10 protein-coding genes and 1 pseudogene are annotated in these 15,408 nt (G+C 56.6%); 1 reads left to right on the top strand and 10 read right to left on the bottom strand.

All coding sequences use genetic code 11. From position 1 onward, the window contains the following. The 3 genes and pseudogenes from NOR51B_RS15935 to rpsJ all read right to left on the bottom strand — a co-directional run. Positions 1-155 (bottom strand): annotated as a pseudogene (locus tag NOR51B_RS15935) (hypothetical protein); the annotation flags it as partial. Between the two features lie 113 nt (positions 156-268). After that, on the bottom strand, positions 269-904 hold the full coding sequence (rplC, locus tag NOR51B_RS08030; protein ID WP_009020756.1) for a 50S ribosomal protein L3: 636 nt from the start codon (positions 902-904) through the stop codon (positions 269-271). Between the two features lie 128 nt (positions 905-1,032). Further along, the gene (gene rpsJ / locus NOR51B_RS08025; RefSeq protein ID WP_009020610.1) at positions 1,033-1,344 is read right to left on the bottom strand and encodes a 30S ribosomal protein S10; all 312 of its coding nucleotides are present in this window, start codon (positions 1,342-1,344) and stop codon (positions 1,033-1,035) included. A gap of 195 nt (positions 1,345-1,539) precedes the next feature. Between rpsJ and NOR51B_RS08020 the strand changes: the two genes are divergently transcribed. Continuing rightward, entirely contained in the window at positions 1,540-1,953 is a 414-nt protein-coding gene (locus NOR51B_RS08020) for an NINE protein (protein WP_009021303.1), read from the top strand. Between the two features lie 69 nt (positions 1,954-2,022). Here NOR51B_RS08020 and tuf read toward each other — a convergent pair whose 3' ends face one another. The 7 genes from tuf to rplL form a co-directional block, all read right to left on the bottom strand. Then, complete coding sequence (tuf, locus tag NOR51B_RS08015) at positions 2,023-3,246, bottom strand: elongation factor Tu (RefSeq protein WP_009019194.1); 1,224 nt, start codon at positions 3,244-3,246, stop codon at positions 2,023-2,025. Positions 3,247-3,274: 28 nt separating this feature from the next. Continuing rightward, the gene (gene fusA / locus NOR51B_RS08010; protein ID WP_040481935.1) at positions 3,275-5,386 is read right to left on the bottom strand and encodes an elongation factor G; all 2,112 of its coding nucleotides are present in this window, start codon (positions 5,384-5,386) and stop codon (positions 3,275-3,277) included. Positions 5,387-5,419: 33 nt separating this feature from the next. Continuing rightward, positions 5,420-5,890, bottom strand: a complete 471-nt coding sequence (gene rpsG, locus NOR51B_RS08005; protein ID WP_009020377.1) for a 30S ribosomal protein S7 — start codon at positions 5,888-5,890, stop codon at positions 5,420-5,422. A 119-nt stretch (positions 5,891-6,009) separates the two neighbouring features. Then, positions 6,010-6,381: a 30S ribosomal protein S12 gene (gene rpsL, locus NOR51B_RS08000; RefSeq protein WP_009019969.1), complete on the bottom strand. Its 372-nt coding sequence runs from the start codon at positions 6,379-6,381 to the stop codon at positions 6,010-6,012. A gap of 149 nt (positions 6,382-6,530) precedes the next feature. Further along, positions 6,531-10,760, bottom strand: a complete 4,230-nt coding sequence (gene rpoC, locus NOR51B_RS07995; protein ID WP_009019569.1) for a DNA-directed RNA polymerase subunit beta' — start codon at positions 10,758-10,760, stop codon at positions 6,531-6,533. Between the two features lie 11 nt (positions 10,761-10,771). Beyond that, a complete protein-coding gene (gene rpoB, locus NOR51B_RS07990; RefSeq protein ID WP_009020452.1) occupies positions 10,772-14,869 on the bottom strand; it encodes a DNA-directed RNA polymerase subunit beta in 4,098 nt (1,365 codons plus the stop codon). Between the two features lie 126 nt (positions 14,870-14,995). Continuing rightward, positions 14,996-15,376, bottom strand: a complete 381-nt coding sequence (rplL, locus tag NOR51B_RS07985; RefSeq protein WP_009019447.1) for a 50S ribosomal protein L7/L12 — start codon at positions 15,374-15,376, stop codon at positions 14,996-14,998. Between the last annotated feature and the right edge of the window lie 32 nt (positions 15,377-15,408).

Here is a 15,408-nt window from a genome sequence, read left to right as displayed (position 1 = left end):
CCGCCACTGCGCCAGATTGGCGAACGAATCGTGCCCGCACGAGCGCGACCGGTGCCCTTTTGACGCCATGGCTTCTTACCGCCACCGGCAACCGCAGATCGATTTTTCTGTGCACGAGTGCCTTGACGGGCGCCAGCCAGATAGGCCGTGACCACCTGGTGCACCAGCGACTCGTTGTAATCCCGCGCAAAGGTAGCCTCGGAAACGGAAACCGTTCCGGCAGCTGCCTCACCGGGCTTAACTACATTCAATTCCACAGGTCGCCCCCTTAGCCCTTAACCGCTGGCAACACAATCACGTCGCCGCCCGGCGCGCCAGGTACGGCGCCCTTGATCAACAACAGATTGCGCTCCACATCAACACGCACGACCTCGAGGCCCTGCGTGGTCACGCGCTCGGCGCCCATATGACCAGCCATCTTCTTGCCTTTAAACACCCGACCCGGGGTCTGGCATTGGCCGATGGATCCCGGCGCGCGGTGCGACAGTGAGTTACCGTGGGTAGCGTCCTGCATGCGGAAGTTCCAGCGCTTAACAGCACCCTGGAATCCCTTACCTTTGGACTGCCCACAAACATCGACCTTCTGGCCCTGTTCGAATCGCTCAACCGTCAGCTCAGCGCCGATCTCGAACTGCTCTTCTGAGCCGTCGAGACGGAACTCCCACAGACCATTACCCGCGGCGACGCCCGCCTTGGCAAAATGGCCGGCTTCGGCCCGGCTGACCTTGGAGGCTTTGCGGTCTCCCGCAGTTACCTGAATGGCTCGGTACCCATCGGTATCGAGATCTTTGAGTTGAGTGACTCGGTTTGGAGCGATCTCCACTACGGTCACTGGTACTGATACGCCTTCATCGGTAAAGACACGTGTCATTCCCGACTTACGGCCGACTACACCAATAGTCATGGCTTCTAACCTCACAGTGTACGGGGCTTAACCCTCTATGGCCGCCCTTACCGGGGGCCTAAAGGCGGTCCCGTTCGGACGTTACACACCCGGCCAATGCCGGGCAGGTCTAACAAATTGTTTGGCGCTTAACCGAGGCTGATCTGAACTTCTACACCAGCCGCCAGGTCAAGCTTCATCAATGCGTCGACAGTTTTTTCTGTCGGCTCAACGATGTCGAGCAAGCGCTTGTGCGTGCGGATTTCGTACTGGTCACGGGCGTCCTTGTTGACGTGCGGAGAAGTCAGAATAGTAAACTTTTCCTTTTTGGTCGGCAGAGGAATCGGGCCTCGAACCTGAGCGCCTGTGCGGCGGGCAGTTTCGACGATTTCCTCGGTCGACGCGTCGATAAGCTTGTGGTCAAACGCTTTCAGACGGATACGGATACGCTGATTTTGCACAATGTTGCTCCCAAAAAACCGGGGCGCCGCTTGGGACCCCGCGAAAAAAGAGAGCGAAGTCTACTGATGCCCCCCTGGGGTGTCAACACGCGTTTAATGTTAATTTCTCAACCCGGGTGATTTTGGCAAAATTACCCGCTCCGCCGACTGACTGCGGAGGAAACAAGCCGAAACGCGTGTCTACAAGGAGGTAACATGCAGTACGACGATTCCACGAGGTCCGACCACACCCCTTTTCTGGGCTATCTATTCTGGCTGCTCGGCTTCATGGGCCTGCACCGCTTCTACTTCAACCGCCAGCTGACCGGCTTGCTCTGGCTCCTCACCGGCGGCCTGTTCCTGATCGGCTGGATCATCGACCTGTTTCTAATCCCAGACATGGCCGATGAGGCCCAAGCCAGCCTTCCCGGGGGCCCGCTGGACTACAATCTCGCCTGGGTGCTGTGGCTGCTCCTTGGAATCTTCGGTGCCCACCGGTTTTATCAGGGAAAGATGGGGTCCGGAATCGTCTGGCTGCTGACACTTGGTCTGCTGGGCTTTGGCTGGCTTTACGACCTGTTCACGCTCAATGGGCAGATCGCGGAGCAAAACACACGAACCGGCGACTGAAAACAGCCCCGTATTAAAGGCACAAAAAAGCCCGCACAGGGCGGGCTTTTAATCGAGCTTCGATACAGATCAGTCGAGAATCTTGGCGACAACGCCTGCGCCAACCGTGCGGCCACCCTCGCGGATCGCGAAACGAAGACCTTCTTCCATCGCAATCGGGGCAATCAACGTCGCCACAATGTTCACGTTGTCACCCGGCATCACCATCTCAACACCTTCAGGCAACTCAACCGCACCCGTTACGTCCGTCGTACGGAAGTAAAACTGCGGACGATAGCCCTTGAAGAACGGCGTATGACGGCCACCTTCATCCTTCGACAGTACGTAAACCTCTGCCTCGAACTTGGTGTGCGGGTTTACAGAACCGGGAACAGCCAGAACCTGACCACGCTCAACGTCATCGCGCTTGGTTCCGCGAAGCAGTACGCCAACGTTCTCGCCCGCCCGGCCTTCGTCAAGCAGCTTGCGGAACATCTCAACACCCGTACAGGTCGTCTTCTGCGTGTCACGAATACCGACAATCTCGATCTCGTCACCCACTTTGACAATACCGCGCTCAACACGACCGGTAACCACCGTACCGCGACCCGAAATAGAGAATACGTCCTCTACCGGCATCAGGAACGGCTGGTCAATCGCACGCTCGGGCTCGGGAATGAACGAATCCAGTGCTTCAACGAGGTTCTTGACGGCAGTGGTGCCCAGCTCGTTGTCGTCTTCGCCGTTCAACGCCATCAGCGCTGAACCACAGATGATCGGGGTATCGTCACCCGGGAACTCGTAAGCGTCGAGCAGCTCGCGCAGCTCCATCTCAACCAGCTCTTTCATCTCTTCGAATTCTTCGGAGTCAACACCACCGCAATCTTCCGCCAGAAGGTCAGCCTTGTTCAGGAATACCACGATGTAGGGAACACCGACCTGACGTGACAGCAGAATGTGCTCACGGGTCTGGGGCATAGGACCGTCGGTCGCGCCACACACCAGGATAGCGCCGTCCATCTGCGCCGCACCCGTGATCATGTTCTTCACGTAGTCCGCGTGTCCGGGGCAGTCAACGTGCGCGTAGTGACGGTCTGTTGACTCGTACTCCACGTGCGACGTCGCAATCGTAATACCGCGCTCGCGCTCTTCGGGGGCATTGTCGATACCGTCAAACGCGACCGCCTCTCCACCAAACACTTCCGCACAGACCCGCGTCAGCGCCGCCGTCAACGTCGTCTTGCCGTGGTCTACGTGACCAATCGTACCCACGTTGACGTGGGGCTTCGAACGCTCAAATGATTTCTTTGACATTTCCAGTCACCTCTGTGTTGACAGACGATTATCCCGTCTGGTTTTTTGAAATAATTTCCTGTGCGATGTTGTTCGGCGCCTCGGAGTACTTGGCAAACTCCATTGTGTAAGTGGCGCGGCCCTGGGTCGCCGATCGGAGATCCGTGGCGTAGCCGAACATTTCCGCCAGGGGCACTTCGGCATTGACTACCTTACCCGTTGGGTTCTCGTCCATACCCAGAATCAGTCCACGTCGACGGTTCAGATCGCCAACGACATCGCCCATGTTCTCTTCGGGGGTCACGACCTCGACCTTCATTACCGGCTCAAGCAATGCCGCACCGCCGGACTCAGCCAACTTCTTGGTCGCCATGCTTGCGGCGATCTTGAACGCCATCTCGTTGGAGTCGACATCGTGAAAAGAGCCGTCGTAAAGCGTCGCCTTCAGGCCCAGCAGCGGGTAGCCCGCCAAAATACCGTTCTGGGCCTGTTCCTGAATGCCCTTTTGGACCGCCGGGATGTATTCCTTCGGAACCACGCCGCCAACGATTTCGTTAACGAATTCGACACCGTCTGCGCCTTCTTCTTCACCCGGCTCAAACTTGATCCAGACGTGGCCGTACTGACCACGACCACCCGACTGGCGTACAAACTTGCCTTCGATTTCAGTGGTGTTGCGGATTCGCTCACGGTAGGCCACCTGCGGCTTACCAATGTTGGCCTCAACACTGAACTCACGACGCATGCGGTCGACAATAATATCGAGGTGAAGCTCACCCATGCCCGAGATAATCGTCTGTCCGGTTTCCTCGTCGGTCTTGACGCGGAAAGAGGGATCCTCCTGCGCCAGCTTGCCCAGCGCGACGCCCATCTTCTCCTGGTCGGCCTTTGACTTGGGCTCGACGGCTACCGAGATTACCGGCTCAGGGAACTCCATTCGTTCGAGGACAATCTTGTTGTCGGCATCGCACAGGGTGTCGCCGGTCGTGACGTCTTTAAGGCCGATGGCAGCGGCGATGTCGCCCGCCAGTACTTCCTTGATCTCTTCGCGGCTGTTTGAGTGCATCTGCACCATACGGCCGACGCGTTCCTTCTTCATTTTCACCGAGTTGTACACCGCAGTGCCGCTCTCAAGACGGCCGGAATAAACCCGGAAAAAGGTCAGGGTACCGACGAAAGGATCGGTAGCAATCTTGAACGCGAGTGCTGCAAAAGGAGCTTCGTCGTCTGCTTCCCGAGTCGCGGGGGTCTCATCGGCATCGTCCAGAGTACCTTCAATAGCCTTCACTTCAGTTGGCGAAGGCAGGTATTCAACCACAGCGTCCAACACGGCCTGAACGCCCTTGTTCTTGAACGCCGAACCACCCAGGACCGGAACAATCTCGTTAGCCAGGGTCCGAATACGCAGCCCCTTCTTGATCTCCTCGATGGTCAGCTCGCCACCCTCAAGGTACTTGTCCATCAATTCATCGTTGGCTTCTGCCGCCGCTTCGATCATGTACTCGCGCATTTCGGCACACTTATCGACCATGTCAGCAGGGATTTCACCGTATTCAAAGGTGACACCCATATCATCTTCGTTCCAGATAATGGTCTTATTGACCACGAGGTCGACCACACCGGTGAACTCGTCTTCGGCGCCAATCGTCATCTGGATAGGGACTGCATTAGCGCCGAGCCGTTCACGGAGCTGGTTAACAACCATATCGAAGCTGGCACCCGCGCGGTCCATTTTGTTGACAAAGACCATGCGCGGCACTTCGTACTTGTTGGCCTGCCGCCAGACGGTCTCAGTCTGGGGCTGCACGCCTGAAGAACCACACAGAACCACGACAGCACCATCGAGTACGCGCAGTGATCGCTCTACCTCAATCGTGAAGTCAACGTGTCCGGGGGTATCGATGATATTGACGCGGTGCTGATCGAATTGCTGCTGCATTCCCTGCCAGAAGCAAGTCGTCGCCGCGGAGGTGATGGTAATACCACGCTCCTGTTCCTGTTCCATCCAGTCCATCGTGGCCGCACCATCGTGAACTTCACCAATTTTGTGGGACAGGCCGGTGTAAAAAAGAACGCGCTCGGTGGTGGTGGTTTTACCCGCGTCCACGTGAGCACAAATACCGATGTTGCGGTAGCGGTTAATCGGAGTCTTACGAGCCACGATAAATTCCTCGAATTTGGGTTAGTCAGCCGCTTAGAAGCGGAAGTGGGAGAATGCCTTGTTGGCTTCTGCCATACGGTGGACGTCTTCGCGCTTCTTCACCGCGTTACCCTTGCCCTGCGCCGCATCGACAATTTCGCCAGCCAGACGCTGACGCATAGATTTCTCACCACGGTTTCTGGCGTAATCAACAAGCCATCGCATGGACAGCGCTACACGACGCGAAGGGCGCACTTCAACGGGGACCTGATAGGTAGCACCACCCACACGACGCGACTTCACCTCGACCATTGGCGCAATGTTTTCGAGCGCTTCGTCAAACACTTCGATAGGGTCACGCTTGGTACGCTCTTCAACGAGGTCGAGTGCGCCATAGATGATCGATTCCGCAGTAGATTTCTTACCGCTGACCATCACGTGATTCATAAATTTGGCGAGAGTGGTGTTGCCGAATTTGGGATCCGGCAGTACTTCACGTTTTGCAACAACGCGTCTTCTTGGCATGATTTTTACCTTTGCTCTTCAGGGCTACCCGGGCACGACATGAGGATTCATGAGGCTCGGCCTTACTGTCGGCGCAGCTGGCACCGACTCATTTTCTCGGCCAGTAAAGGCCGCTGGTATTACTTGGGTCGCTTGGCGCCGTACTTGGACCGACCCTGGCGTCGATCAGAGACGCCCGATGTATCCAGGCTTCCACGGACCGTGTGATAACGCACGCCGGGAAGATCCTTGACACGGCCGCCGCGAATAAGCACAACGCTGTGCTCCTGCAGGTTGTGGCCTTCACCACCGATATACGAGGAGACCTCATAACCGTTGGTGAGTCGAACACGACACACCTTACGCAGCGCTGAATTCGGCTTCTTCGGTGTCGTGGTATACACACGGGTGCAAACGCCTCGGCGCTGGGGGCAGGCCTGAAGCGCTTTTACATCGCTCGCCGCCACTTTGCGCTTGCGCGGCTTGCGCACCAGCTGGTTAATCGTTGCCATTAGGCTTTAACTCCATATTCATTCGGGGTTTTACCCCCAATAAAAAGAGCGCGCATTCTATAGACCCCCTACGAGGGGGTCAAGCACACCTTTTCCACATTATCGAGCTCATTCGAGGTTTCAGGCGACCACAAGAGCCGCCCCCTCGATCAGGCGTTGTCGGTTCCGGCCTTCTCCATTTCCTCGGCAAAACTCTCCTGGAACTCTTCGTCGGACATCTGGATAGACAGCTCACCCTCATCCTGGGACTTGCGTCGACGCTCCTCGTGGTAGGAAAGGCCCGTACCCGCAGGAATCAGTCGACCGACAATCACATTTTCCTTGAGACCACGCAGGTAATCCCGTTTGCCGGTAACCGCGGCTTCCGTAAGCACCCGGGTCGTTTCCTGGAACGATGCCGCCGAGATAAAGCTCTCGGTCGCCAGCGACGCCTTGGTAATACCCAGCAGTTCGCGTTCTGCGGTAGGTGCCACCAGACCTTCGGCGTTCAGACGATCACATTCCTCAAGGAACGTGGTGTACTCAACCTGCTCGCCCTTGATCAACGACGACTCGCCGGAGCTGCTGATAACCACCTTGCGCAGCATCTGTCGAACAATGACTTCGATGTGCTTGTCATTGATCTTCACACCCTGGAGGCGATAAACCTCCTGAATCTCATTGACAATGTACTTTGCCAGTTCCGAGATGCCCTTGAGGCGCAGAATGTCGTGGGGACTCAGCGGCCCTTCGGAGACAATCTCGCCCTTTTCAACCTGTTCGCCCTCGAACACGGAGAGCTGGCGCCACTTGGGAATCAGTTCTTCGTAGTGATCAGAGCCATCTGGCAGTGTTGAGCCGTCGGTGGGTGTTATGACCAGGCGACGCTTGCCCTTGGTTTCCTTACCGAAGCTGACGGTTCCCGAGATTTCCGCGAGAATCGCAGGTTCTTTGGGCTTGCGCGCTTCAAACAAATCGGCAACCCGAGGCAGGCCACCCGTGATGTCACGAGTTTTCGATCCTTCCTGCGGAATACGAGCGATGATATCGCCCACTCCGACGGTCGCACCATCTTCAAGGTTGACCATGGCCAGCGGTGGCAGGAAGTAGTGCGCAGGAACATTGGTACCGGCAATGCACAGCTCCTTGCCCTGGTCATCAACCAGCGCTACCGCAGGACGCATGTCCTTACCCGCGGTGGGTCGTTCGCCTACATCCATCACAGAAATACTGGAAAGACCCGTAAATTCATCGGTCTGGCGCTTGATGGTCACGCCCTCTTCCATACCGCTGAATTTCACAGTACCCGCCACCTCGGTGATGATGGGGTGGGTGTGGGGATCCCAGCTTGCGACCACATCGCCCGCCGAAACCTGAGCCTCATCGTGCACTTTGATCACGGCGCCGTAAGGAACCTTGTATCGCTCACGCTCTCGACCGACCGCATCCAACAGCGAGAGTTCACCCGAGCGGGACACCGCTACCAGTGAATCATCGGCACGATCGACCACCTTGATATTGTGCAGTTTAACCACACCGTCGGCATTGACCTGAATGCTGTCCTGAGCAGCCTGCCCGGAAGCGGCACCACCAATGTGGAAAGTCCGCATGGTGAGCTGGGTACCCGGCTCACCGATGGATTGAGCAGCAACCACGCCAATGGCTTCACCCATGTTGACCTGATGGCCTCGACCCAGATCGCGACCGTAACAGGACGAACAGATTCCATAGCGCGTCTGACAGGTGATGGGAGAACGCACCTCGACTTCGTCGATGCCGAGTTCCTCGAGACGCTTGGTCCAGACCTCGTCAACCATGGTTCCGGCTTCAAGCAACACCTCATCGGTACCGGGATTGAGTACGTCTTTGGCAACAATACGGCCCAGAACACGATCGGCGAGCGATTCAATAATATCGCCACCATCGATCACCGGCGTCATCAGCAAACCATAATCAGCGCCACAATCGACCTCGGTAACCACCACGTCCTGGGACACATCCACCAGTCGGCGAGTCAGGTATCCAGAGTTGGCCGTCTTCAGGGCGGTGTCAGCGAGGCCCTTTCGAGCACCGTGGGTGGAAATAAAGTACTGCAGTACGTTAAGCCCCTCACGGAAGTTGGCCGTGATCGGCGTTTCGATAATCGAGCCATCCGGCTTCGCCATCAAACCACGCATACCGGCCAGCTGACGAATCTGTGCGGGTGAACCTCGCGCTCCCGAGTCGGCATACATGTACACCGAGTTGAACGACGCTTGCTCCTCCTTCTCACCATCGCGATTGGTAACCGTCTCTTTGGACAGCCCGGCCATCATCGATTTGGACACCTGCTCATTGGTGCGCGACCAGATATCGATCACCTTGTTGTATTTTTCACCCTGGGTGACAAGACCTGAGGCGAACTGCTCTTCAATCTCCGCCACTTCGGCATCGGCCTTGTCGATCAGCTCCGCCTTCTCGTCGGGGATCTCAAAATCGTTGACCCCAATCGAGGAGCCCGACTTTGTTGAGTACTCATAACCGGTGTACATCAGTTGATCGGCAAAGATGACCGTCGACTTGAGACCCACCACACGGTAGCAGTGGTTGATCACTTCCGAGATGGCTTTCTTGACCATGTCGCGGTTGATCAAATCGTAGGACAAACCGGTCGGTACGATGCCCCACAGCAAGGCGCGCCCCACGGTGGTATCGACGATTCGAGTTCTCGACTCAGGCTCGTCCTGATAAAAATACAAGGTCTCGTCAATCCGCACCTTGATACGCGCCTGAAGGTCAACACGTCCACTCGCGTAAGCGCGCTCTACTTCCGCGGCATCCGCAAACACCATACCTTCACCGGGCGCATTAATACGCTCGCGGGTCATGTAATAAAGACCCAGTACCACGTCCTGTGAGGGCACGATAATGGGATCACCACTCGCCGGGGAGAGGATGTTATTGGTGGACATCATCAAGGCACGCGCTTCGAGCTGCGCTTCGATCGTCAGGGGCACGTGAACCGCCATCTGGTCGCCATCGAAGTCCGCGTTATAAGCGGCACAGACGAGCGGGTGCAGCTGGATGGCTTTACCCTCAATCAGTACCGGCTCGAACGCCTGAATGCCAAGACGGTGAAGCGTCGGCGCCCGGTTAAGCAATACCGGATGCTCGCGAATCACTTCAGCGAGGATATCCCACACTTCGGGTGGCTCGCGCTCGACCATCTTCTTGGCGGCCTTGATCGTACTGGCCAGGCCACGATGCTCGAGCTTGCCAAAAATAAACGGCTTAAACAGCTCCAGCGCCATTTTCTTGGGCAGACCACACTGATGCAGACGCAGGGTCGGACCGGTCACAATCACCGAGCGACCGGAGTAATCAACCCGCTTACCCAACAGGTTCTGGCGGAAACGGCCCTGTTTGCCTTTAATCATATCGGCCAGCGATTTGAGTGGGCGCTTGTTGGAACCGGTAATCGCACGGCCACGTCGACCGTTGTCCAGTAAGGCGTCAACCGACTCCTGCAGCATTCGCTTCTCATTGCGCACAATAATATCCGGCGCATTGAGGTCGAGTAGCCGCTTGAGTCGGTTGTTGCGGTTAATGACGCGACGGTATAAATCGTTCAGGTCAGAGGTGGCGAAGCGCCCACCTTCCAACGGTACCAGTGGGCGCAGATCCGGCGGCAATACCGGCAAGGCATTCAGGATCATCCACTCCGGGCGATTACCCGAATTGGCGAACGCTTCCATCAGCTTCAAACGCTTGGACAACTTCTTGATCTTGGTTTCTGAATTGGTAGCCGGGATTTCCTCGCGCAGGCGCTCGATCTCAGATGCCAACTCAATCTGGTTCATCAGATCCTGGATGGCCTCAGCGCCCATTTTGGCGGTGAATTCATCGCCGAATTCTTCCATCGACTCGTAGTACTGCTCGTCATTCAGCAGCTGCCCCTGTTCCAGCGTCGAAAGACCCGGATCGGTGACCACATAGGATTCGAAGTAAAGAATGCGCTCGATATCCCGCAGCGTCATATCGAGCAGGAGACCGATACGCGAAGGCAGCGACTTCAGGAACCAGATGTGCGCCACGGGGCTAGCCAGTTCAATATGACCCATGCGCTCGCGACGAACCTTGGCAAGCGCCACTTCGACACCGCACTTTTCACAGATCACACCGCGATGCTTGAGTCGCTTGTACTTACCGCAGAGACACTCGTAGTCCTTGACCGGGCCGAAAATCTTGGCACAGAACAGACCGTCCCGCTCCGGCTTGAAGGTACGGTAATTGATGGTCTCAGGCTTTTTCACTTCGCCGTAGGACCAGGACCGAATCAAGTCGGGCGACGCCAGACCAATGCGGATGGCATCGAAGTCTTCGTTCTTTTCCCTGCTTAGCAGGTTTAATAAATCTTTCACGTCTACCCTCCTCAGAAACCTGACGAATCAGATTCGGACTCAAGGTCAATATCGATACCCAGCGAGCGAATCTCTTTGATCAACACATTGAAGGACTCGGGCATTCCCGGCTCCATGCGATGATCACCGTCTACGATGTTCTTGTACATTTTGGTACGGCCCGCAACGTCATCCGACTTGACGGTCAGCATTTCCTGCAGCGTATAGGCCGCGCCGTACGCCTCCAGCGCCCACACTTCCATCTCTCCGAAGCGCTGGCCACCAAACTGGGCCTTGCCGCCGAGAGGCTGCTGGGTCACCAGGCTGTAAGAACCTGTAGAACGCGCGTGCATCTTGTCATCGACAAGGTGATTCAGCTTGAGCATATACATGTAGCCGACAGTGACGGGACGATCGAATACATCCCCCGTGCGGCCGTCATACAGCTTGAGCTGCCCACTATCGGGGATATCCGCCATTCGCAGCAGCGCCTTGACGGAATCCTCGTGGGCGCCATCGAATACCGCCGTCGCCATGGGTACGCCGTCGCGCAGGTTCTCGGCCAGATCAAGCAATTCCTGATCGCTGAGGCTGTCGATATCCGCATCGCGTCGAGAATCGGTTGCGTGGCTGTAGATCTCCTTGAGGAAGTCGCGCAACTGGCTCAGCTTGGCCTGTTGCTCGAGCATGTCGTTGATCTTCACTCCCAGACCACGTGCCGCCATGCCCAGGTGAGTCTCAAGAATCTGCCCCACGTTCATGCGCGAGGGCACGCCCAGCGGATTGAGCACGATGTCGATTGGCTCTCCTCGCTCGTCGTACGGCATATCCTCGACCGGCATAATGACCGAGATCACACCCTTGTTACCGTGCCGACCGGCCATCTTGTCACCCGGCTGGATACGGCGCTTGACCGCAAGGTAGACCTTGACGATCTTGAGCACGCCAGGGGCGAGATCATCGCCACTCTGGAGCTTGTCTTTCTTGATTTCGAATCGCTCTTCCAGCAGCGTATTCTGCTCTTCAAGCAAGCGCTGTGCAGAAGCCAGTTGGTCATTGAGCGCCGCATCGTCGGTCTTGATCTTGAACCAGAGCTCGCGATCAAGGTCGGCAAGTACGGCATCGGTAAGCTCTGTACCCTTGGGCAGTCCGCCACCACTGACGGTCTTCTGCCCCTTGAGAAGACCGGTCAGGCGAGCAAACGTCGCCTCTTCGTAAATCCGATACTCTTCCTTGAGGTCCTTGCGGTAATCCCCAAGCTGCGCCGCTTCGATCTGCTTTGCACGGGGGTCCTTCTCTAGACCATCGCGGGTGAAGACCTGTACGTCGATAACCGTACCCTTGTAACTTGATGGCACGCGCAGGGACGTATCTTTAACATCCGACGCCTTCTCCCCGAAGATGGCTCGCAGCAGCTTCTCCTCTGGAGTCAGTTGCGTCTCGCCTTTGGGGGTTACCTTGCCGACCAGGATATCGCCGGCGTCAACCTCGGCACCGATATAGACAATGCCCGACTCATCGAGCTTGCTGAGAGCGCCTTCGCCAACGTTGGGAATGTCCGAGGTGACCTCTTCCGACCCCAGCTTGGTGTCGCGGGCGATACAGGTCAGCTCCTGAATGTGAATTGTCGTGAAACGGTCCTCTTCGACAACACGCTCAGAAACAAGAATCGAATCCTCAAAGTTATAGCCATTCCAGGGCATGAACCCGATGCGCATGTTCTGACCCAGAGCCAATTCACCGAGATCCACCGAAGGGCCATCGGCAAGAATGTCACCACGGGCGACCACATCGCCGGGCTTCACAATGGGACGCTGGTTAATACACGTATTCTGGTTGGAACGCTTGTACTTGGTCAGGTTGTAAATATCGACCGGCGACTCGTCAGAGCCCACCTTATCGGCATCGACACGAACAACAATTCGGCTGGCATCGACGGAGTCGATAACGCCGCCACGACGCGCGACTTCGCAGACACCCGAATCCGCGGCCACGTAACGCTCCATACCCGTACCCACAAGCGGCTTCTCGGCACGCAATGTCGGCACCGCCTGACGCTGCATGTTCGAACCCATCAGGGCCCGGTTCGCATCATCGTGCTCGAGGAACGGAATGAGTGCCGCCGCGATGGAGACCACTTGCTTCGGCGATACGTCCATAAAGTCGACTTCGGTCGCCGGCTTCACGGTAAATTCGTTGCCGTGGCGAACGTTGATCAGCTCGTCGACGAAACGGTCGTTTTCATCGAGCGTTGCAGACGCCTGGGCAATCACGTGCCCCGCCTCATTAATCGCTGACAGGTATTCGATATCTTCGGTCACCACGCCGTCGACGACTCGACGATAAGGTGATTCGAGGAAGCCGTACTCGTTGGTTCTCGCGTAGGTGGCCAGCGAGTTAATCAAACCGATGTTCGGCCCCTCCGGCGTCTCAATCGGGCACACTCGTCCGTAGTGGGTCGGGTGTACGTCGCGAACCTCAAAGCCTGCCCGCTCTCGCGTCAGACCACCCGGCCCAAGCGCAGAGACCCGACGCTTGTGGGTAACTTCCGACAGCGGGTTGTTCTGATCCATGAACTGGGACAGTTGGCTCGAACCAAAGAACTCCTTCACAGCTGCCGATACCGGCTTGGCATTGATCAGGTCCTGGGGCATCAAGCCTTCGCTCTCCGCCATGGAGAGACGCTCCTTGACCGCACGCTCAACGCGAACGAGACCCACGCGGAACTGGTTTTCTGCCATCTCGCCCACCGAGCGAATACGACGGTTTCCGAGGTGATCAATATCGTCGACGATGCCCTTACCGTTACGGATATCGACCAGTGTCTTCAGGACATCAACAATATCTTCCTTGTCTAAGGTACCAATACCTTCGGAGCTTTCGCGGCCCAGCCGACGATTGAACTTCATGCGGCCCACGCCCGACAGGTCGTAACGATCTGGCGAGAAGAACAAATTCTGGAACAGGTTTTCCGCCGACTCCTTGGTCGGCGGCTCGCCGGGGCGCATCATTCGGTAAATTTCTACCAGCGCTTCCAGCTCATTGGTTGTGCTGTCCTGTGCAAGCGTATCCGAGATAAAGGGACCGCAGTCGATCTCATTGGTGTAGATCGTATCGACATCGCTAATCTCTTTTTCGCGCAAGAGATCCAGCAATTCCTGGGTGATCTCCGTGTTGCACTCGACCAGCACTTCACCGGTTGAGGTGTCGACCACACCTTTGGAAAGGCGTCGGCCCAGCAAATACTCGTCGGGCACGGCCAGATATTCAACGCCGGCATCCGCCAACTCGCGGATGTGCCGCGCAGTGATACGGCGGCCGCGTTCGACCAGCACCTTGTCGTCCGCCATGATGTCGAAGGCGGCCATGTCACCACGCAAACGCTCAGGCACCAACTTCATGGTTGCCGAATGCTCATCGCCCAGCTGGAACGACGTGGTCTCGAAAAACATCTCGAGCATTTCCTCGGACTGATAACCGAGGGCGCGCAACAGTACCGTTGCCGGCAACTTTCGACGACGGTCGATTCGGGCGTAGACCATATCCTTGGGGTCGAACTCAAAATCAAGCCACGAACCACGGTAGGGAATCACTCGCGCTGAATAAAGCAGCTTGCCCGAAGAGTGGGTTTTACCCTTGTCATGATCGAAGAACACGCCGGGAGAGCGGTGTAATTGCGAAACAATAACGCGCTCGGTACCGTTAATGACAAAGGTACCGTTCTCGGTCATCAGGGGGATCTCCCCCATATAAACTTCCTGTTCTTTGATGTCTTTAATCGACTTGGAGGAGGTCTCCTTGTCGTAGATCATCAAACGAACCTTGACCCGCAGTGGACACGCGTAGGTGGTGCCGCGAAGCTGGCACTCCTCCACGTCAAAAACGGGCTTGCCCAGTGAATAGTCAACGTACTCCAGCGCCGCGTTGCCGCTGTAGCTGGAGATCGGAAATACCGATTGGAACGCTGCGTGCAGACCGTAGTCGCCGCGCTGGTCCACCGGTACACCGTCCTGGGTGAATTTGCGATAGGAGTCCAACTGGATCGCGAGCAGGTATGGAATGTCCATTACCTTCTCGAGCGAGCCGAAATCTTTACGGATTCGTTTCTTCTCAGTGTATGAGTAAGCCATCAATACTCCCCAACAGTGTGGTATCGGGTAACTCCCGACATTGTCCGGTGGCTAAACCGGTAAAAGGCCGGAGCCCGCATGGGCCCCAGCCGTGCAAAAATACCCGCAGTGGCGGGCGCTTTTCGCTTACTTGAGTTCGACGGAACCGCCGGCTTCCTCAAGTTGCTTCTTGATATCTTCCGCTTCGTCCTTGGAAGCACCTTCCTTGATCGGAGACGGCGCGCCGTCGACCAGACCTTTTGCTTCCTTCAGGCCGAGGCCTGTTATCGCGCGAACGACCTTGATGACGTTCACTTTCTTCTCACCGGCAGCAGTCAGGACAACATCAAATTCGTCCTTCTCTGCAGCCGCTTCGCCGCCTGCATCACCGCCAGCCGCAGGCGCTGCAGCAACAGCCGCTGCCGCGGTAACACCAAATTTCTCTTCCATTGCCTCGATCAGGGACACAATGTCCATCACGCTCATTTCAGCGATAGCGTCGAGGATTTCGTCTTTTGAAAGTGCCATTTTTCTTGCTCCGTTAATAAAAGTTGGGGGTG

Origin of the sequence: Luminiphilus syltensis NOR5-1B, assembly GCF_000158175.1 — a bacterium.
In the GTDB taxonomy this organism is placed as follows: Bacteria; Pseudomonadota; Gammaproteobacteria; order Pseudomonadales; family Halieaceae; genus Luminiphilus; species Luminiphilus syltensis.
Note: the sequence above shows the minus strand (reverse complement) of the source record. Positions and strands in the feature narration are given on the sequence as shown.

What these genes read in the sequence shown, in the direction of transcription:
- rplC (WP_009020756.1), bottom strand. Translation starts at nt 904, where the DNA reads ATGACTATTGGTGTAGTCGGCCGTAAGTCGGGAATGACACGTGTCTTT.
- NOR51B_RS08020 (WP_009021303.1), top strand. Translation starts at nt 1,540, where the DNA reads ATGCAGTACGACGATTCCACGAGGTCCGACCACACCCCTTTTCTGGGC.
- tuf (WP_009019194.1), bottom strand. Translation starts at nt 3,246, where the DNA reads ATGTCAAAGAAATCATTTGAGCGTTCGAAGCCCCACGTCAACGTGGGT.
- rpsG (WP_009020377.1), bottom strand. Translation starts at nt 5,890, where the DNA reads ATGCCAAGAAGACGCGTTGTTGCAAAACGTGAAGTACTGCCGGATCCC.
- rpsL (WP_009019969.1), bottom strand. Translation starts at nt 6,381, where the DNA reads ATGGCAACGATTAACCAGCTGGTGCGCAAGCCGCGCAAGCGCAAAGTG.
- rpoB (WP_009020452.1), bottom strand. Translation starts at nt 14,869, where the DNA reads ATGGCTTACTCATACACTGAGAAGAAACGAATCCGTAAAGATTTCGGC.
- rplL (WP_009019447.1), bottom strand. Translation starts at nt 15,376, where the DNA reads ATGGCACTTTCAAAAGACGAAATCCTCGACGCTATCGCTGAAATGAGC.